This is a genomic window from Xanthomonas sp. F4, assembly GCF_011761895.1.
Window position 1 is genome coordinate 335135 of record NZ_JAASQX010000002.1, and the last position, 19458, is coordinate 354592.

Consider the following 19458-nt stretch of genomic DNA (forward strand, 5'->3'; position numbering starts at 1 on the left):
TGCCCTTGGCTAAGCCGCCGCATCCCGATCCGCCCGCGTCTGCAATTCGCGCTTGAACTCGGCCTGGCGGCGGGTGCGGTCCATGACCTGCCCCTTGAGCTGCCCGCAGGCCGCATCGATGTCGTCGCCGCGCGTGCGCCGTACCATGGTCAGCACCTGCGCGTCCAGCAGGATCTTCTGGAACGCGCGGATCTCGGTCTCGCCGGAGCGCTCGTAGCGCGTGCCCGGGAACGGATTGAACGGAATCAGGTTGACCTTGCCGGCGTTCGACGCCTGCACCGCGTTGTCGAACTGGCGCATCAGCCGCGCCAATTGCCGCGCATGCTCGGGCTGGTCGTTGATCCCCTTCATCAGGGTGTACTCGAAGGTCACCGACTCGCGACGCTTGTTGGCGCGCAGATAACGTGCGCAGGCCGCCATCAGCTCGGCGATCGGGTACTTCTTGTTGAGCGGGACCAGGGTCTCGCGCAGCGCGTCGTTGGGCGCGTGCAGCGACACCGCCAGCGACACGTCGCTTTCGCTGGACAGGCGGTCGATCTGCGGCACCAGGCCCGAGGTGGACAGGGTCACGCGCTTGTTGGCCAGGCCATAGCCCAGGTCGTCGCGCATCACGCTCATCGCGCGCACGACGTTGTCGAAATTCATCAGCGGCTCGCCCATGCCCATCATCACCACGTTGGTGAGACGGCGCATCTGGTGCGGCACGTTGCCCAGATGCCGCGCCGCCACCCATACCTGGCCGATGATCTCGGCGGTGGACAGGTTGCGGTTGAAGCCCTGGGTGGCGGTGGAGCAGAACGTGCAGTTGAGGCCGCAGCCGACCTGCGAGGACACGCACAGCGTGCCGCGGGTCTTGTCGGGGATGTACACGGTCTCGATCGCGTTCTTGCCGTCCACGCCCATCGCCAGCAACCACTTGTGGGTGCCATCGGCGGAGGGCTTGTCGAACACGATGTTGGGGACGACGACCTCGGCATGCTGCTGCAGCTTGGCGCGCAGCGCCTTGCCGAGGTCGGTCATCTGGTCGAAGTCGGTGACGTAGCGGTGATGGATCCACTTCATCACCTGGTGGGCACGGTAGCGCGCTTCGCCGAGGGTCTCGGCGAAGAAACGCTCCAGACCCTCGCGATCGAGGTCGAGCAGATTCTGCTTGGCCGCCGCGCCGGTCCGCACGGGATCGGCGATGGCCAAGGGAGGATGGACGACCTCGTTCACGACGACCTCGCTTAGCGCGAAACCACTTCGGTGGCGGCGAAGAAATACGCCACTTCGTTGGCGGCGTTCTCGACCGAATCCGAGCCGTGCGCGGCGTTGGCGTCGATCGAATCGGCGAAGTCGGCGCGGATGGTGCCCGGCGCGGCGTCCTTCGGATTGGTGGCGCCCAGCAGGTCGCGGTGCGCGGCCACGGCGTTCTCGCCTTCCAGCGCCTGGATCATCACCGGACCGGAGATCATGAACTCGACCAGCGCGTTGAAGAACGGACGCTCGCGGTGCACGGCGTAGAAGCCCTCGGCCTCGCGGCGCGACAGCTGCTTGTACTTGGCGGCCACGACCTTCAGGCCCGCCTTCTCGAAGCGCGAGTAGATTTCGCCGATGACGTTCTTGGCGACGGCGTCGGGCTTGATGATGGACAGGGTGCGCTCCAGCGCCATGGGAAGTTCTCCGTTGGGCGGGCCACTGAAGGCCCGAGGTTAACATGAAAAAAACCCGCGTCAAAACGCGGGCTTAGCCAGAATTGCGATGGACAATTCTATCCAATCGGCGCCGGCTTTGCACGGCCAGGCTGAATCGTGCTGCAAAGCAGCATGACGCGCCTGCCGCCCAGGCCTAGACTCAAACAATCGTTTGATTGATTCTGGCGGCCGCATGGCAAAGCAAGCGCACTTCTCGACCAAGGACCGCATCCTCAGCGCGGCCGAGGAACTGTTCGCGCAGCACGGCTTTTCCGGCACCTCGCTGCGCCAGGTCACCAGCCAGGCCGACGTCAATATCGCCGCGGTGAACTACCACTTCGGGTCCAAGGAAAACCTGGTCAACGAGGTGTTCCGGCGGCGCATGGACGAAATGACCGCCGCGCGCATGGCGCAGCTGGAGGCCGCGCAGCGGCAGCATCCCGGCCAGCTCGGCCCCGTGCTGGCGGCCTTCGTCGAGCCGGCCCTGGCGATGGCCCAGGAGCGGCAGAGCGGCGGCGCCTTCGTGCGGGTGATCGCCCGCGCCTACGCCGAGAACAACGACAGCCTGCGCCAGTTCCTGTCCGACCACTACGGCCACGTGCTGCGCGAGTTCGGCAAGGCCATCGCCGCCTGCGTGCCCGGGCTGAGCAAGCAGGAACTGTACTGGCGCCTGGATTTCCTGGCCGGCGCCCTGACCTACGCCATGGCCGACTTCGGCCTGATCAAGCGTCCCGCCGGCGTCAGCGAGGGTGCCCACCGCGCCCACGCCGCCCGCGAACTCATCCGTTTCGCCGAAGCCGGCTTCCTCGCCCATTCGGTTCCCTGATCCCGCAAACGTTGACCCACAGAGGCTGATCGCTATGTCCAATCCCCTGCTCGTCCGCCGTGCCGCCGTCCTGGGCGCGGGCGTGATGGGTGCGCAGATCGCTGCGCACCTGACCAACGCCGGCGTCGACACCGTGCTGTTCGACCTCCCCGCCAAGGAAGGCCCCGCCGATGGCGTGGTGCTCAAGGCGATCGCCAACCTGACCAAGCTCAGCCCGGCGCCGCTGGCCAGCCCTGCCCTGGCCGAGGCCATCACCCCGGCCAACTACGACTCCGGCCTGGAGCAGCTGCGCGGCTGCGACCTGATCATCGAAGCCATCGCCGAGCGCATGGACTGGAAACAGGACCTGTACAAGAAGATCGCGCCGTTCGTGGCCGATCATGCGGTGCTGGCCTCCAACACCTCCGGCCTGGGCATCAACGCCCTGTCCGACGTGCTGCCGGAGCAGCTGCGCCACCGCTTCTGCGGCGTGCACTTCTTCAACCCGCCGCGCTACATGCACCTGGCCGAGCTCATCCCGGCCAAGCACACCGAACCGGCGGTGCTGGAAGGCCTGGAAAGCTTCCTGGTCACCACCCTGGGCAAGGGCGTGGTCTACGCCAAGGACACCCCGAACTTCATCGGCAACCGCATCGGCGTGTTCTCGATCCTGTCGACCATCCACCACACCGAGCAGTTCGGCCTGGGCTTCGACGAGGTCGACGGCCTCACCGGCCCGCTGGTCGGCCGGCCGAAGTCGGCGACCTACCGCACCTCCGACGTGGTCGGCCTGGACACCATGGCGCACGTCATCAAGACCATGGGCGACACCCTGCCCAACGATCCGTGGCATGCCTTCTTCAAGGCGCCGAAGTGGCTGGAAGCGCTGATCGGCAAGGGCGCGCTGGGCCAGAAGACCGGCGCCGGCATCTTCCGCAAGGTCGGCAAGGACATCGTGGTGCTGGACCTGCAGAAGCAGGACTACAGCCCGGCCGACCGCGCCGCCGCGCCGGAAGTGGTCGAGATCCTGAAGATCAAGAACCCGGCCGAGAAGTTCGCCAAGCTGCGCGAGAGCCAGCATCCGCAGGCGCAGTTCCTGTGGGCGACCTTCCGCGACCTGTTCCACTACAGCGCCTACCACCTGGCCGACATCGCCGAGACCGCGCGCGACGTGGATCTGGCGATCCGCTGGGGCTACGGCTGGGCGCTGGGTCCGTTCGAGACCTGGCAGGCCGCGGGCTGGAAGCAGGTCGCGCAGTGGATCGCCGACGACATCGCCGCCGGCAAGAGCATGAGCAGCGCGCCGCTGCCGAACTGGGTGTTCGATGGCCGCGACGGCGTGCACGCCGCCGAAGGCTCTTACAGCCCGGCGCGCGACGCCAAGCTGCCGCGCTCGGCGCTGCCGGTGTACAAGCGCCAGCGCTTCCCCGATCCGCTGCTGGGCGAGAAGTTCGCACAGGGCGAGACCGTGTTCGAGAACGACGGCCTGCGCATGTGGCACGACGGCGACGACATCGCCGTGGTCAGCTTCAAGACCAAGATGAACACCGTCTCCGACCAGGTGCTGGACGGCCTGCAGGAAGCGGTGGGCCGCGCCGAGAAGGACTTCAAGGGCCTGGTGCTGTGGCAGCACAAGGAGCCCTTCTCCGCCGGTGCCGACCTGGCCGGCGCGCTGGGCCTGCTGCAGGCCGGCAAGGTCGACGCGTTCGAGGCGATGGTCGCCAACTTCCAGGCCACCAGCCAGCGCATCAAGTACTCGCTGGTCCCCGTGGTCGCGGCGGTGCGCGGGCTGGCGCTGGGCGGCGGCTGCGAGTTCCAGATGCACAGCGCCAAGACCGTGGCCGCGCTGGAGAGCTACATCGGCCTGGTCGAGGCCGGCGTGGGCCTGCTGCCGGCCGGCGGCGGCCTCAAGGAGATCGCGGTGCGCGCGGCGCAGGCCGCGGGTCCGGGCGGCGACGTGTTCGCCGAACTGAAGAAGACCTTCGAAACCGTGGCCATGGCCAAGGTCTCCACCTCGGCGGTCAACGCCAAGGAACTGGGCCTGCTGCGCGGCACCGACAAGGTGGTGTTCAACAGCTACGAATCGCTGTACATCGCCAAGGCCGAGGCGCGCGCCCTGGCCGAGGGCGGCTACCGCCCGCCGCTGCCGGCCCGACGCATCCAGGTCGCCGGCGACGTCGGCATCGCCACCTTCAAGATGCTGCTGGTCAACATGCTGGAAGGCCGCTTCATCAGCGAGTACGACTACGAGATCGCCACCCGCATCGCCACCGTGCTGTGCGGCGGCGAGGTCGACCGCGGCGCGCTGGTGGACGAGGAATGGCTGCTCAAGCTCGAGCGCAAGCACTTCGTCGAACTGGCCCAGCAGGAGAAGACCCAGGCGCGCATCGGGCACATGCTCAAGACGGGTAAGCCGCTTAGGAACTGAGATTTGGGAGTCGGGATTGGGGATTCGTTACGGCGGATTCCCAATTCCTGATACCACCCTCGCCTCCCACCATTTATCAGCCGGGCAAAAAGCATTCGACGCCGGGATCCGCTCTGACGAATCCCCAATCCCGAATCCCCATTCCCGGCTTTCGGAGAAAGCCAAATGAGCAAACAGATTCAGGAAGCCTACATCGTCGCCGCCACCCGCACCCCGGTCGGCAAGGCGCCCAAGGGCATGTTCCGCAATACCCGTCCCGACGACATGCTGGCGCACGTGCTGCGCGCGGTGGTGGCGCAGGCGCCGGGCATCGACACCTCGCGCATCGACGACGCGATCATCGGCTGCGCGATGCCCGAGGGCGAGCAAGGCATGAACGTGGCGCGCATCGGCGTGCTGCTGGCCGGCCTGCCGAACTCGGTGGCCGGGCAGACCATCAACCGCTTCTGCTCCTCGGGCATCCAGGCGGTGGCGCTGGCCGCCGACCAGATCCGCCTGGGCAACGCCGACCTGATGCTGGCCGGCGGCACCGAATCGATGTCGATGGTGCCGATGATGGGCAACAAGGTCGCGCTGTCGCCGAGCGTGTTCGCCGACGACCACGTGGCCATCGCCTACGGCATGGGCATCACCGCCGAGAAGGTGGCCGAGGAGTGGAAGGTGTCGCGCGAGGACCAGGATGCGTTCGCCCTCGCCTCGCACCAGAAAGCCATCGCCGCGATCGCCGCCGGCGAGTTCCGCGACGAGATCAGTCCCTACGAGATCCTCTCGCACCAGCCCGACCTGGCCGGCAACGTCATCGCCCTGCGCAAGAAGCTGGTCGACACCGACGAAGGCCCGCGTCCAGACAGTTCGATCGAAGGCCTGGCCAAGCTGCGCCCGGTGTTCCGCAACGGCCAGTTCGGCGGCAGCGTCACCGCCGGCAACTCCTCGCAGATGAGCGATGGCGCCGGTGCGGTGCTGCTGGCCTCCGAGCAGGCGATCAAGGACTACGGGCTGACCCCGCTGGCCCGCTTCGTCAGCTTCTCGGTCGCCGGCGTGCGCCCGGAAGTGATGGGCATCGGCCCGATCGAAGCGATTCCGAAGGCGCTCAAGCAGGCCGGCCTGAGCAAGGACCAGTTGGACTGGATCGAGCTCAACGAAGCCTTCGCCGCGCAGTCGCTGGCGGTGATCCGCGACAGCGGCCTGGACCCGTCCAAGGTCAACCCGCTGGGCGGCGCCATCGCCCTGGGCCATCCGCTCGGCGCCACCGGCGCGATCCGCACCGCCACCCTGGTGCACGGCCTGCGCCGACACAAGCAGAAGTACGGCATGGTCACCATGTGCATCGGCACCGGCATGGGTGCCGCGGGGATCATCGAGGCGCTGTAAGCGCGCCACCTGGGCTCTTAGCCCCTCTCCCCCCGGCAGAGGGGTTGGGGCGAGGGTCCGGTAGCAAGCACGTGTGAAATGGACCATGCGGGTGCGCGCCCTACCCTCATCCGGCCCTGCGGGCCACCTTCTCCCGGAGGGAGAAGGAGCAGGACCTAGCCCCTCTGCCACCGGGAGAGGGGTTGGGGTGAGGGTCCGGCATAGCGTTGCTGTACGAACAACGTACAAACAGAAAAGGCAGCCTCGCGGCTGCCTTTTCTGTTTGTCATCCGATTCGACCCATCTGGATCGAATCAGCGGCTTGACGCTCTTGGATCAGCACTCAGCCGGCGCGCCGCCCTGCAGCGGCGCGCGGCGCCAGGCTCACTCCTCGGCGAGCATCTGGGTGAGCTTCTCGCGCGCCGGCTTGGCCAGCTTCTTGTTCTCCAGCGCGAAACGGATCGTCGCCTCGACCAGGCCCAGGTGGGTACCGCAGTCGAAGCGGGTGCCCTCGAAACGATAGGCGTCGACTTCTTCGCTCTTCAGCAGCGCGGCGATGGCGTCGGTCAGCTGGATCTCGCCGCCGGCACCGGTGCCGGTGCTTTCCAGCAGTTCGAAGATCTTCGAGCTGAGCACATACCGCCCCACCACTGCCAGATCGCTCGGCGCGTCTTCCGGCTTGGGCTTCTCGACGATCTGCGCGATACGGCCCTTGCGGCCGTCGAACGCCTCGGTAGCCACGATGCCGTAGCTGGCGGTGTTCTCGTGCGGCACGTCTTCCACCGCGATCACGCTTGCACCGCTGCGCTCGTTGAGATCGGCCATCTGCTTCAGCGCGCCGTCGCCACGGTTCCAGATCAGGTCGTCCGGCAGCAGCACCGCGAACGGCTCGTCGCCGATCACCGACTTGGCGCACAGCACCGCATGGCCCAGGCCCAGCGCTTCGGCCTGGGTCACGAAGATCGCGCGCACGCCCTCGGGCAGCACGTGGCGGATCATTTCCAGCTGCTCGTGCTTGCCCGCACGCTCCAGCTTCTGCTCCAGTTCGTAGGCCTTGTCGAAATAATCCGCGACCGCGTGCTTGTAGCGGTTGGTGACGAAGATCAGGGTGTCGCAACCGGCTTCGATCGCCTCGTCCACGGCGTACTGGATCAACGGCCGATCGATGATCGGCAGCATTTCCTTGGGAACGGTCTTGGTGGCGGGAAGGAAGCGGGTACCCAAACCTGCCACCGGGAATACTGCCTTGCGGATTCTCTTGCTCATCAGAGCCTTCTGGCCTCGCGTGCGGGGAATGGAACGATGGTAGCGGAGCCGTCGTGATCGCCTTGCTGACGCAGAGGAGCGAACTCCGGCATGGTCATGCGCAGCACCTTCTCGATGGTCTCGCTGTCGTAGTCGGCCACCGCCGCGCGCAACTGCTGCACGCCACGCAGCACGTCCTCGCGCGAGAAGCTGCGCACGCCGGCCTCCAGGATCTTCGGATGCGACGTCGGCCGATAGTTTTCGTCGGCGTAGAACAAGGTCTCGTGCAGCTTCTCGCCCGGACGCAGGCCGGTGTAGACGATGGCGATGTCGCGCCCGGGCTGCTTGCCCGCCAGGCGGATCATCTGCTCGGCAAGCAGGCGGATCGGTACCGGCTCGCCCATGTCCAGCGTGTAGATGGCGCCATGCGACGCCGACGCGGCTGCCTGCACGATCAACTGGCTGGCTTCGGGGATGGTCATGAAGTAGCGCGTCACCTGCGGATCGGTGACCGTCACCGGACCGCCCTGGCGGATCTGCTCGCGGAACAGCGGCACCACGCTGCCGGCCGAATCCAGCACGTTGCCGAAGCGCACCGTCACGAAGCGCGTGCTGACCGCCTGGTCGTCCAGCGACTGGCACACCATTTCCGCGTAGCGCTTGGACGCGCCGAGCAGGTTGACCGGGTTGACCGCCTTGTCGGTGGAAATGAACACGAAGGTCGAGACCTTCGCCGCGACACAGGCACGCGCCACGTTCTCGGTGGCCAGCACGTTGTTGCGCACCGCCTCGCGGCACTGCCGCTCCAGCAGCGGCACCTGCTTGTAGGCGGCGGCATGGAACACCGCGTCCGGCTCGGCCACCTTCATGGCGTGGCGGATCACCGCCGGATCGCCGCAATCGCCCAACACGCAGTCGATCTCCAGATCCGGGAAGGTGCGGTGCAGGTCGGCATGGATGGTGATCAGCGCCAGTTCGTTGATCTCCAGCAGCACGATCTTGCGCGCGCCGTGACGCGCGCACTGCCGGCACAGTTCCGAACCGATCGAACCGCCGGCGCCGGTGACCAGCACCGTGCGCCCGGACAGCCAGCCCTTGATCAGCTTCCAGTCCGGTGTCACCGGCTTGCGCCCGAGCAGGTCCTCGATCGCGACCTCCTTCAGTTCGCCCGGCAGGTAGTGGCCCTCGAGGACGTCGACCAGCCTCGGCACAGTGCGGAACGGCAGGCCGGTGCTCTCGCAGATCGCCACCACCCGCTGCATGCCGGCCGCGTCCAGTGAGGGGATCGCGATGACCAGCAGCTTGGCCGCGGTTTCCTTGGCGATCGCGCCGGCTTCGTCGATGCGACCCAGGATCGGCAGGCCTTGCAACTTGGCGCCGTGCAGGTGGCCGGCGTCGTCGACGAAACCCACGGGCTGGTAGGCACCGGAGCGGCGCAGGTCGCGCACCAGTGCCTCGGCGGCACGGCCAGCGCCGACGATCAGCACGCGCCGTGCAGTGTCGTCCGAATGGGCGATCTGATAATCCTTCCAGGCGCGGTACAGCAGGCGGGGCGCGCCGAGCAGCGCCGACAACGCAAACGGATACACCATCAGCACCGACAGCGGGATCGCATCGAAGCGGCTGTAGGCCAGCCCCAGCACGATCGCCACCAGGCCATAGAAGCTGGCCTTGAAGATATTGAGCAGGTCGGGAACGCTGGCGAAGCGCCACAGGCCGCGGTACAGGCCGACCTTCCAGAACACCAGCCCCTGCGCCACCAGCACGATGGCGGTGTTGAGGTTCCACAGCGGCAACGGATGCTCGCCAGGCAGCATGGTGTAGCGGGCAGCATGCAGCAGTTGCCAGCAGACCCAGACGATGGCCAGATCGTGGACGACCACGGAGGCCTTGGGAAACAGCTCGGTGAATCGGTCGCGCGTGGAAAGCATCAGTGATCCGTGAGAGTTCGGCGCATCCGGTTGCGCAAAGCCAGCCAAAGCACACCTGCCGAACAGAACCAGGCGATCGTCAGACCGGCCTGGACGCCCGCATCCAGGGGCCTGCCCAGCCGCGCGATTGTAATCGCGACGATGCTGAACAGACCGTAGGCGAGCGTGACGACAGTATGGCTACTGCCGGTGTGTACCCAACGCTGATAAAAATGTTGCGCGTGCGGTTGCCACCAACGTTCGCCCGCGAGCATGCGCGAGGCGAGCGTGAAGCCTGCGTCGATGGCGAAGGCCGACAGCGGCAATGCCGGCAGCCATGGCGCCTGCTCACCGGCCACCAGACACCAGGCGAACAGCGCGGCGATCAGGTAACCGAGTGCGCCACTGCCGACATCTCCGAGGAAAATGCGCGCCCGGGGATAGTTGAACGGCAGAAACCCCGCACAGGCGACCAGCAGCACCCAGCATGGCCACCGCAGCGGCGCCGGCAGCAACCAGGCGAATCCCATGGCCGCGATCATCGCCTGGCTGCTGGCCAGGCCATTGATGCCATCCATGAAATTCCAGATATTGATCAGCGAAACCGTTGCAAACCACACCAGCGCGACCACCCACAACGGTTGGCTCGCACTGTAGACAAGTGCAGCGAGCAGGGTCGCCGCCACCGCATGCACCAGCAATCGCAGCGCCGCCGACAGCGGCCGGTGGTCGTCCCACCAGCCGATGCCGGCGACCAGCAGCAGGCCGGCCGCGAAGGTGGCGACGCCGGCACCGTGCTGCGGCCACTGCAGCGCCGCCCAGCCGCAGGCGAGCAGCACTGCCGCCACGATCGCCACGCCGCCACCGCGCGGCGTCGCCACGGTGTGGCTGCGCCGCTCGCCGGGTGCGTCCATCAACTTGCGTTTGAGTGCGTAGCGGCGCGACAGCCAGGTGCCGGCCGCGCTGAATGCCCCGAGCGCCAAGAGCAGCGCGGCTCCTGCGATGGGCATTACACCACCGCGTAGTTGAGCAGCGGCTTGACCGTGCCCCACTCCTTGCAACTGGGGCATTGCCAGTGGTGGGTACGCGCACCGAAGCCGCAACGGGTGCAGCGGTAGCTGGGATTGCGCACCAGCAACTGGTCGGTGATGTGCTTGAGGTCCTGCAGGGTCGCGGTGGAGTCGGCACCCTCGGCGAGGGTCAGGTCGATCAGCGCGGACTCGCCGCGCACCGACGGGCGGTCCTTGAGCTGCCGGCCGAGATAGGAGCGCGCGGCGGAAATACCTTCCTGCGACTCCATCAGACGGGTCAACGCCAACACCGGGGCGATGCCGCGATAGTGCTCGGTCATCTCCGACAGGAACGCACGCGCGCCGCTGAGATCGTTGCCGCGCCGGTAGCAGTCCATCAGCGCAGGCATGATCTCCGGCAGGTAGTCCGGGTCGTGGCGGGCGGCGCGCTCAAAGGCGCGGATGGCGGCCTCGTCGTTGCCATCGTCGACGTCGATGCGTCCCTCCAGGATGCCGGCGCGCACCGACTTGGCATCGGCCTGGTAGGCACGCGCGATCGCCGCCCGCGCCAGGTCGTTCTTGCCCGACGCGCGATAGCGGTCGGCCAACTCGCATTCGAACTGGGCGATCAGCTTGCCCATCGGCTCGCCGGTCACCTCTTCGTAGCGGGTGGCGTTGTCGATGGCCTTTTCCCAGTCGCGTTCGGCCTGGTAGATGCCGATCAGGTGCTTGAGCGCCTGCGGCGCGCGCTGGTCGATCTGCGCCAATTCGGTGAACACGGTTTCGGCGCGGTCCAGCAGCCCCGACTTCATGTAGTCCTCGCCCAGCGCCAGCAAGGCCTGCACGCGCTGCGCGTCGCTCAGGTCGCCGCGCTGGACCAGGCCCTGGTGCAGGCGGATGGCACGGTCGACCTCACCGCGGCGGCGGAACAGGTGGCCCAGCGCGACCTGGGTCTCGAAGGTTTCCTTGTCCAGTTCGGCGATGTGCAGAAACAGCTCGATCGCCTTGTCCGGCTGCTCGTTGAGCAGGTAGTTGAGGCCGCGGAAATAGGTACTGGAGAGCCGGCTGACCTGGGTATCGCCATGGCGCTGGCCGCCACGGCGGCCGATCACCCAGCCACTCAGCGCTGCCAGCGGCAGGAACAGGAAGAACCAGAACCACTCGGTCAGAAAGTCCATCGAAGATCAGCGTCCGTCCAAGGGCTGGGCATGGGAAGAAACCGGCGTGACGGCCGGGGTCGCGGCGTTCGCTGCCTTGTTGGCGCGACGCAGCTTGGCATACAGGGGGATCACCAGGGTCGCCAGGACCAGCGAAGCGCCGATCAGCACGCCGGCGAACAGCGAGACGATGATGGCGATGCCGGAGGTGGTGGCGATGCTGGAGAACACGAAGTTGATCTGGATCGGCTGCGAATTGAGCGACCCGATGACCAGGCCGGCCAACAGCAACACCAGCAGGATCAGCAGTCGTGCAATCTTCATGAGCAACTCCAGCGTCGGGAGACACTAGATTAGCCGAACAGGCGTGGATTCCGGCAAACGCCGGACGCCGGACTCAGGGCGTGTCGGATTCGACCGGAACGACGCCGCTCACGCGCTCGCGCAGCTCCTTGCCGGGCTTGAAATGCGGCACGTGCTTGCCGGGAAGCGCGACGGACTCGCCGGTCTTGGGATTGCGTCCCAGGCGCGGCGGCCGGTAATGCAGGGAAAAGCTGCCGAAGCCGCGGATCTCGATGCGATCACCGCCGGACAGGGCGCCGCCCATCATTTCCAACAACGACTTCACCGCCAGATCGACGTCGTCCGACTTCAGATGCGCCTGCTTGCGCGCCAGGATTTCGATCAGCTCGGATTTTGTCATTGCGGATTCGTGCAGTGGGGTCGCAACCTGGCACGGCCCGGGAACACCGGGCCGTGCCAGTAACGCTGCGTGTGGCGGATTACTCGGACTTGTTGCCGTTCAGCTGTGCACGCAGCAGCGCGCCCAGCTGGGTGGTGCCGCCCGACGCGGACTGGTATTCCTCCAGCACTTCGCGCATTTCGGCATCGTCCTTGGCCTTGATCGACAGCTGCAGGGTGCGGCCCTTGCGGTCCATGCCCACGAACTTGGCTTCGATCTTGTCGCCGACCTTCAGGTGCTGGCTGGCGTCGTCGACGCGCTCGTTGGCGATGTCGCGCGCGGCAACGTAGCCTTCGATGCCGTCGGCCAGGTCGATGGTGGCGCCCTTGGCGTCCACTTCACGCACCACGCCCTCGACCTTCGAGCCCTTCGGGTTGGCGGCCATGTACTGGCCGAACGGATCCTGCTCCAGCTGCTTGACGCCCAGGCTGATGCGCTCGCGCTCCGGGTCCACCGCCAGCACCACGGCTTCCAGCGTGTCGCCCTTCTTGAAGTTGCGCACGATGTCTTCGCCGGTGGTGTTCCAGCTGATGTCGGACAGGTGCACCAGGCCGTCGATGCCGCCGTCCAGGCCGATGAAGATGCCGAAGTCGGTGATCGACTTGATCTGGCCGGACACCTTGTCGTTCTTCTTGTGGGTGGCGGCGAAGGTCTCCCACGGATTGGCGGCGACCTGCTTCATGCCCAGCGAGATGCGGCGACGCTCTTCGTCCACGTCCAGCACCATCACTTCGACTTCGTCGCCGACCTGCACGACCTTGGACGGGTTGACGTTCTTGTTGGTCCAGTCCATCTCGGACACGTGCACCAGGCCTTCCACGCCCGGCTCGATCTCGACGAACGCGCCGTAATCGGTGACGTTGGAGACCTTGCCGAACACGCGGCTGTTGGCCGGGTAACGGCGGGCGATGTTGTCCCACGGATCCTCGCCCAGCTGCTTCAGGCCGAGGCTGACGCGGTTACGCTCGCGATCGAACTTCAGCACGCGCACGTCCAGTTCGTCGCCGACGTTGACCACTTCGGACGGATGGCGCACGCGCTTCCAGGCCATGTCGGTGATGTGAAGCAGGCCGTCGATGCCGCCCAGGTCCACGAACGCGCCGTAGTCGGTCAGGTTCTTGACCACGCCCTTCAGGATCGCGCCTTCCTGCAGCTTGTCCATCAGCTGCTCGCGCTCTTCCGAGTGCTCGCTCTCGACCACCGCACGACGCGAGACCACCACGTTGTTGCGCTTGCGGTCCAGCTTGATCAGCTTGAACTCCAGTTCCTTGCCTTCCAGGTAGGCCGGGTCGCGCACCGGGCGCACATCCACCAGCGAACCGGGCAGGAACGCGCGGACATCCTTGATGTCCACGGTGAAACCACCCTTGACCTTGCCGCTGATGCGGCCGGTGATGGTCTCGTTCTTTTCCAACGCTTCTTCCAGCTCGTCCCACACCATGGCGCGCTTGGCCTTCTCGCGCGACAGCACGGTCTCGCCGAAGCCGTTCTCGAGCGAGTCGAGCGCGACCTTGACCAGGTCGCCTTCGGCGACGTCGATCTCGCCAGCGTCGTTACGGAACTGCTCGATCGGCACGATGCCTTCGGACTTCAGGCCGGCGTTGATCACCACCACGTCGCCGCGGACTTCCACGACGGTACCGGTGACGATGGCGCCGGGCTTCAGCTTGGCCAGATTGGCTTGGCTGGCTTCGAACAGTTCGGCAAAAGATTCGGTCATTTGAAATTACTCTAGTGGACACACGGACAGGGCGTTTTTCTTCTGGAAAAACAGCGACTGCCCACCTGTTAGTCGGCCCGAACAGCGGCCGGGTGTGGAATGGAAAAACCGCAGCGCGGGATTGCGCAGCGGAGCCTTTGACACTATCGGTGGAACCTGGATGTAGCGTGTTGCGAGGAACCGGTGGCATGCATGCCACCACCACTCTGCTGCCCTGCCCTGCGCACTGCTCTCAGACTGGCAACAACTGCAGGACGCGGCCCACCACCTGGTCGATGTCCATGCCGGTGGTATCGAGGAGGACGGCATCGTCTGCCGGCCTCAGCGGGGCCACCGCGCGTTGGGCATCGCGTGCGTCGCGGGCCATGATCTCGCGCAGCAGGTCGTCGAATATAACGGAAACCCCTTTTTCCTTCAACTGCTTATGCCGGCGCTGGGCGCGCTCCTCGGCGCTGGCGGTCAGGAACACCTTGTACGGGGCGTCCGGAAAAATCACCGTGCCCATGTCGCGGCCGTCGGCGACCAGACCCGGCGCGGTGCGGAAGGCGCGCTGGCGCTGCTTCAGCGCCGCGCGCACCTCGGGAATGGCGGCAATCGCCGAGGCCACCGCGCCGGTGGTCTCCAGGCGCAGTTCGTCGGTGGCATCGGCGCCGTTGATCCGGACCCGCAGGCCGCCGCCGGCGACCTCGTCGAAATCCACCCGGGTGTCGAAGGTGCAGCGCACCAGGGCGGCGGCGTCGGAAATGTCCAGATTGGCCCAGCTGGCCGCGACCCCGACCGCCCGGTACAGCGCCCCCGAATCCAGGTAATGCCAGCCCAGGCGGGCGGCGACGATGCGGCTGACGGTGCCTTTGCCGGCCCCGGACGGGCCATCGATGGTCAGGACGGGAGCGGGCTCGTTCATGCGGTTCCTCGGACGGGGGGCGGCGCATTGTAGCGCCGACGCCAGCCCGACTGGCGCAAGCAGTTGAAACCATGAAGAAAACCAGGCTACAATCGCCGGCTTACTGATCCCGCGCCATGGTTTCGGCCGTGCCGCCCTCCTTCGAATCCACAAGTTTACGCCGAGGTGTGCCATGAAAGTCCTGTCCTCCCTGAAGTCGGCGAAGGCCCGTCACCGCGACTGCAAGGTGGTCCGCCGCCGCGGTAAGGTCTTCGTGATCTGCAAGTCCAACCCCCGTTTCAAGGCGCGCCAGCGCTGATCCGACCCGGCCTACCCTGCCGCGCTGCGCGCAGCGGTGGCCGGTCGTCGACGAAAGCCGCCTTCGGGCGGTTTTTTGTTGCCGAAGTTTGCTGTAATCGGCGCTCGTCCTCTGGGGAGTACACGTGATGAAGCATCGTCTGTCCGTCCTGCCGCTGTTGGCCGTGTTGGGCCTGGCCGGCGGCGCCCACGCCGAGACCCTGCTGGTCGAGCGGGTCAAGGAAGAACCCGCCGCGGCGATGCCGACCCGCGGCCTGAGCATGGCCCAGGTGCAGGCGCGCTACGGCGCCCCGCAGCAGAAGCTGGAGCCGCGCGGCGGCCAGAAGCGGCAATGGCCGACCATCAACCGCTGGGTCTATCCGGCCTTCACCGTGTACTTCGAGAAGCAGAAGGTGGTGGACGTGGTCGCCAACAAGGCCGACGCCAACGAGATCGGCCCCAAGCCGGCGATCCGCTGACGTCGGTCCTGCGCCCGGTTGCGCGTGCGCCTGGCCGAACACCCCGGCGCTGCCGCTGGCGACCGTCCCGTCCCGCGGTCCTGCGCAACGCCCCCGCGCCCGCCGGTGCGGGGATATGAACGACACACGCCCTGGCGCGATGCCGGGCACAACCTGAGTACTGGTCGCAATGACTGATCGCCTTCGCCTTCCCGCAGAATGGGAACCGCAGTCCGCCATCCTGATCGCCTGGCCGCATGCCGGCACCGACTGGGCCGAGCGCCTGGCCGAGGTCGAGGAGACCTACATCGCCCTGGTCGCGGCGATCGTGCGCTTCCAGCAGGTGCTGATCTGCGTGGCCGACGCCGACCTGCAGATCTATGCCGAGGCACGGCTGCGCTCGGCGCGGGTGGACATGCAGCGGGTGCGCTTCGTCGAGGCCGAGTACGACGACACCTGGCTGCGCGATTCCGGCCCGATCACCCTGGCCCGCGCCGGCGGCGGCTTCCAGTTGCTGGATTTCCGCTTCACCGGCTGGGGCGGCAAGTTCCAGGCCAGCCGCGACGACCAGTTGGTGAGCGTGCTGGCCGAGCAGGGCCTGTTCGCCGACTGCGACGTGCGCCGCATCGATTTCGCCCTGGAAGGCGGCGCCATCGACTGCGACGGTGCCGGCACCCTGCTGACCACCTGGCAGTGCCTGCACGAGCGGCACCCGCAGCGCAGCCGCGAATCGCTCAGCCACGACCTGGCCGACTGGCTGGCGCAGCAGCGCGTGCTGTGGCTGGATCACGGCTATCTGGAAGGCGACGACACCGATGCGCACATCGACACCCTCGCCCGCTTCGCCAGCCCCGACGCGATCGTCTACCAGGCCTGCGACGACGCCGGCGATTCGCACTACGCCGAGCTGCAGGCGATGGGCGCCGAACTGGCCGCATTGCGTACCGCCGACGGCGCGCCTTATCGGCTGTTTCCGCTGCCGTGGGCGCAACCGGTGATCGACGATGGCCGGCGCCTGGCCGCGTCCTATGCCAATTTCCTGATCGTCAACGGTGCGGTGCTGATGCCGGCCTACGGCGACGCGGCCGATGCGCAGGCGCAGGCGGTGATGGCGCAGGCCTTCCCTCAGCACGAGATCGTGCCGATCCCCTGCCGCGCGCTGATCTGGCAGAACGGCAGCCTGCACTGCATCACCATGCAGCTGCCGGCCGGATTGCTGGCGGACTGAGCCGCCGCGCCTGCGCCGCACGCCGGCGCAGCGCCGACCACACCACGCGCGGCGCGGGATTCATCTCCCCGGAACCTGCCGCGCGGCCATCCGCGCTACCATGCCGGTTTACCGCGAACCTTGATTCCGCAATGACCCGAACCACTCTTTCCGTCGCGCTGATCCAGGAGCGCAACCACGGCGACGCCGCGGCGAACCTGGCAGCGATCGAATCGCGTGTGGCCGAGGCCGCCGCGCAGGGCGCGCAGTTGGTGCTGCTGCAGGAGCTGCACAACGGCGCGTACTTCTGCCAGCACGAGTCGGTGGACGAATTCGACCTGGCCGAGCCGATTCCCGGCCCCAGCACCGAGCGCCTGGGCGCGCTGGCCAAGCGCCACGGTGTGGTTCTGGTCGGCTCGCTGTTCGAGCGCCGCGCCGCCGGGCTGTACCACAACACCGCGGTGGTGTTCGAAAAGGACGGCAGCCTGCTGGGCAAGTACCGCAAGATGCACATCCCGGACGATCCGGGCTTCTACGAGAAGTTCTACTTCACCCCGGGCGATCTGGGCTTCACCCCGATCCAGACCTCGGTCGGCCGCCTCGGCGTGCTGGTGTGCTGGGACCAGTGGTACCCGGAAGCGGCGCGACTGATGGCGCTGGCCGGCGCCGAACTGCTGCTGTATCCGACTGCGATCGGCTGGGATCCCAACGACGAACAGGCCGAGCAGGAACGCCAGCGCGATGCCTGGATCCTCAGCCATCGCGGCCATGCGGTGGCCAATGGCGTGCCGGTACTGAGCTGCAACCGGGTCGGCCACGAGCCCTCGCCACTGGGCGCGTCGGGCATCCAGTTCTGGGGCAACAGCCACGTGCTCGGCCCGCAGGGCGAGTTCATCGCCGAGGCCGGTGGCGAGCCGACCGTGCTGGTCTGCGACGTGGACCTGCAGCGCAGCGAGCACGTGCGGCGGATCTGGCCGTTCCTGCGCGACCGCCGCATCGATGCCTACGGCGACCTGCTGAAGCGCTACATCGACTGACCCGCAGCGCCGTGCCGGGTTTTCGCCTGTGCGGCGCCGCTCCCTGCGGCGCAGCGCGCCCCGGCCGCAGGCGCCCATGCCGGTCGCGGCCAATGCCCTCACACCCCCTGCCTGCTGAGCCCCGGCGCTGCCGAGGCGCCCTCCGATGAGTGATGGAATGAACGAACTTTCCCAGGCCGACGGCGACGACGCGCTGTTCGACGGCCAGCCGTACCGCATCGTCGAACGCGACGGCATCCGCTACACCCTGCTCGGCACCGCGCACGTGTCCCTGGCCAGCGTCGCGGCCGTGGAACGGGCGATCGGCAGCGGCCGTTTCGATGCGGTGGCGGTGGAACTGGACTCGCAGCGCCTGCAGGCACTGACCGATCCGGACGCACTGACCAAGCTGGATCTGGTGCAGGTGATCCGCAAAGGCCGCGTGGCTCTGTTCGCCGCCAACCTGGCGCTGGCCGCCTACCAGCGGCGCCTGGCCGAGCAACTGGGCATCGAGCCCGGCGCCGAGCTCAAGCGCGCGGTACTGCTGGCGCGCGAGCGGCAGTTGCCGGTGTACCTGGTCGATCGCGAAGTCGGCCTGACCTTCAAGCGCGCCTCCAGCCGGCTCGGCTTCTTCGGCAAGCTGAAGCTGGCCAGCGGCCTGCTCGGCGGCCTGTTCGCCTCCGACGAGGTCGGCGAGGCGGAGATCGAGAAGCTCAAGCAGGGCGACATGCTCGAGGCCAGCTTCGGCGACTTCGCCAGCGAAAGCCCGGCGCTGTACGACACCATCATCGCCGAGCGCGACCGCTACATGGCCACGCGTCTGCGCGAGGAACAGGCGCGACAGCGCACGCTGCCGCTGGCCGGCAACGCCGAGCCACTGGACGGCTCCACCGGTGCCGGCGTGCGCGAGGTACTGGCGGTGGTCGGTGCGGGCCACCTGGCCGGCCTGGCGCGGCACCTGCAGGGCGACCAGGACGATCCCGCGACGCTGCGCAAGGCGCTGGAAGAGGTGCAAACCAAGAAGAAGGTGCCGTGGATCACCCTGACCCTGACCGCGCTGGTGCTGGGCGGCGTGGCCTGGGGCTACTGGCATGGCGGCTTCGCATTAGGTACCGACCTGCTGCTGCAGTGGGTGCTGTTCACCGGCGGCCTGGCCGGGCTGGGCTGCATCCTGGCCGGCGGCCATCCGCTGAGCGTGATCGCCGGCGCCATCGCCGCGCCGCTGAAGCCGTTCCGCCCCGGCGTGCCGGCCGGTGCGTTCAGCGCCCTGGTCGAAGTGCACATGCGCAAGCCGGCCTATGGCGACTTCCTGGCGCTGCGTGACGATGCGCAGAACCTGCGCGGTTGGTATCGCAACCGCGTCTCGCGGGTAGTGCTGACCTTCCTGCTGACCAACCTGGGCAGCATGCTCGGCGTGTGGCTGGCCGGCTTCCGCATCTTCGGCAAGCTGGCGGGTTAAACCAGCCGAAGCATTGACCTCGTAGGAGCGGCTCTTGTCCCCTTTTGCGGGATCAGCCGCGACGGGCCTTCCCTGGGACGCCTGTCGCGGCTGAAGCC

Annotated in this window: 18 protein-coding genes; 8 read left to right on the forward strand and 10 right to left on the reverse strand. The window is 67.2% G+C overall.

Annotation, left to right across the window (positions count from 1 at the left end; translation table 11 throughout):
* Positions 1 to 9 precede the first annotated feature (9 nt).
* Together rlmN and ndk are read right to left on the reverse strand one after the other, a co-directional pair.
* Positions 10 to 1215, reverse strand: coding sequence for a 23S rRNA (adenine(2503)-C(2))-methyltransferase RlmN (gene rlmN / locus FHR66_RS09405; protein ID WP_010342900.1), 1206 nt, complete (start codon positions 1213 to 1215; stop codon positions 10 to 12).
* A gap of 11 nt (positions 1216 to 1226) precedes the next feature.
* Positions 1227 to 1652, reverse strand: a complete 426-nt coding sequence (gene ndk, locus FHR66_RS09410) for a nucleoside-diphosphate kinase (protein WP_002812972.1) — start codon at positions 1650 to 1652, stop codon at positions 1227 to 1229.
* A gap of 214 nt (positions 1653 to 1866) precedes the next feature.
* Here ndk and FHR66_RS09415 point away from each other — a divergent pair, with 214 nt between their 5' ends.
* From FHR66_RS09415 to FHR66_RS09425, 3 genes are all read left to right on the forward strand, one after another.
* Positions 1867 to 2499, forward strand: coding sequence for a TetR/AcrR family transcriptional regulator (locus FHR66_RS09415; protein WP_017916933.1), 633 nt, complete (start codon positions 1867 to 1869; stop codon positions 2497 to 2499).
* Positions 2500 to 2533: 34 nt separating this feature from the next.
* Positions 2534 to 4906: a 3-hydroxyacyl-CoA dehydrogenase/enoyl-CoA hydratase family protein gene (locus FHR66_RS09420; RefSeq protein ID WP_160969912.1), complete on the forward strand. Its 2373-nt coding sequence runs from the start codon at positions 2534 to 2536 to the stop codon at positions 4904 to 4906.
* A gap of 165 nt (positions 4907 to 5071) precedes the next feature.
* On the forward strand, positions 5072 to 6277 hold the full coding sequence (locus tag FHR66_RS09425) for an acetyl-CoA C-acyltransferase (protein WP_017913732.1): 1206 nt from the start codon (positions 5072 to 5074) through the stop codon (positions 6275 to 6277).
* A 363-nt stretch (positions 6278 to 6640) separates the two neighbouring features.
* Here the strand turns inward: FHR66_RS09425 and galU are convergent, their stop codons facing one another.
* From galU to cmk, 8 genes are all read right to left on the reverse strand, one after another.
* A complete protein-coding gene (gene galU, locus FHR66_RS09430) occupies positions 6641 to 7522 on the reverse strand; it encodes a UTP--glucose-1-phosphate uridylyltransferase GalU (protein ID WP_160960088.1) in 882 nt (293 codons plus the stop codon).
* Positions 7522 to 9432, reverse strand: coding sequence for a polysaccharide biosynthesis protein (locus FHR66_RS09435; protein WP_160969914.1), 1911 nt, complete (start codon positions 9430 to 9432; stop codon positions 7522 to 7524). The genes galU and FHR66_RS09435 overlap by 1 nt, the downstream gene beginning before the upstream one ends.
* On the reverse strand, positions 9432 to 10421 hold the full coding sequence (locus FHR66_RS09440) for an MraY family glycosyltransferase (RefSeq protein WP_160969916.1): 990 nt from the start codon (positions 10419 to 10421) through the stop codon (positions 9432 to 9434). The genes FHR66_RS09435 and FHR66_RS09440 overlap by 1 nt, the downstream gene beginning before the upstream one ends.
* The gene (gene lapB, locus FHR66_RS09445) at positions 10421 to 11599 is read right to left on the reverse strand and encodes a lipopolysaccharide assembly protein LapB (RefSeq protein WP_160947820.1); all 1179 of its coding nucleotides are present in this window, start codon (positions 11597 to 11599) and stop codon (positions 10421 to 10423) included. The genes FHR66_RS09440 and lapB overlap by 1 nt, the downstream gene beginning before the upstream one ends.
* Positions 11600 to 11605: 6 nt before the next feature.
* The gene (locus tag FHR66_RS09450; protein WP_160969918.1) at positions 11606 to 11902 is read right to left on the reverse strand and encodes a LapA family protein; all 297 of its coding nucleotides are present in this window, start codon (positions 11900 to 11902) and stop codon (positions 11606 to 11608) included.
* Positions 11903 to 11975: 73 nt separating this feature from the next.
* Positions 11976 to 12296, reverse strand: coding sequence for an integration host factor subunit beta (locus FHR66_RS09455; RefSeq protein WP_255419593.1), 321 nt, complete (start codon positions 12294 to 12296; stop codon positions 11976 to 11978).
* A 64-nt stretch (positions 12297 to 12360) separates the two neighbouring features.
* Positions 12361 to 14040: a 30S ribosomal protein S1 gene (gene rpsA / locus FHR66_RS09460; RefSeq protein ID WP_010342889.1), complete on the reverse strand. Its 1680-nt coding sequence runs from the start codon at positions 14038 to 14040 to the stop codon at positions 12361 to 12363.
* A gap of 232 nt (positions 14041 to 14272) precedes the next feature.
* Positions 14273 to 14944, reverse strand: a complete 672-nt coding sequence (gene cmk, locus FHR66_RS09465; protein ID WP_160969920.1) for a (d)CMP kinase — start codon at positions 14942 to 14944, stop codon at positions 14273 to 14275.
* 172 nt (positions 14945 to 15116) lie between these two features.
* Between cmk and ykgO the strand changes: the two genes are divergently transcribed.
* The 5 genes from ykgO (at position 15117) to FHR66_RS09490 (ending at position 19360) form a co-directional block, all read left to right on the forward strand.
* Positions 15117 to 15242 (forward strand): type B 50S ribosomal protein L36, encoded by a 126-nt coding sequence (gene ykgO, locus FHR66_RS09470; protein ID WP_010342887.1) that lies wholly within the window; start codon positions 15117 to 15119, stop codon positions 15240 to 15242.
* Between the two features lie 127 nt (positions 15243 to 15369).
* Positions 15370 to 15699, forward strand: coding sequence for a hypothetical protein (locus FHR66_RS09475; RefSeq protein WP_048490248.1), 330 nt, complete (start codon positions 15370 to 15372; stop codon positions 15697 to 15699).
* A gap of 169 nt (positions 15700 to 15868) precedes the next feature.
* Complete coding sequence (locus FHR66_RS09480; RefSeq protein WP_160969922.1) at positions 15869 to 16906, forward strand: agmatine deiminase family protein; 1038 nt, start codon at positions 15869 to 15871, stop codon at positions 16904 to 16906.
* Positions 16907 to 17037: 131 nt separating this feature from the next.
* On the forward strand, positions 17038 to 17922 hold the full coding sequence (locus tag FHR66_RS09485; RefSeq protein ID WP_160969924.1) for a carbon-nitrogen hydrolase: 885 nt from the start codon (positions 17038 to 17040) through the stop codon (positions 17920 to 17922).
* A 145-nt stretch (positions 17923 to 18067) separates the two neighbouring features.
* Entirely contained in the window at positions 18068 to 19360 is a 1293-nt protein-coding gene (locus FHR66_RS09490) for a TraB/GumN family protein (protein ID WP_160969926.1), read from the forward strand.
* The last annotated feature ends 98 nt before the right edge of the window (positions 19361 to 19458 follow it).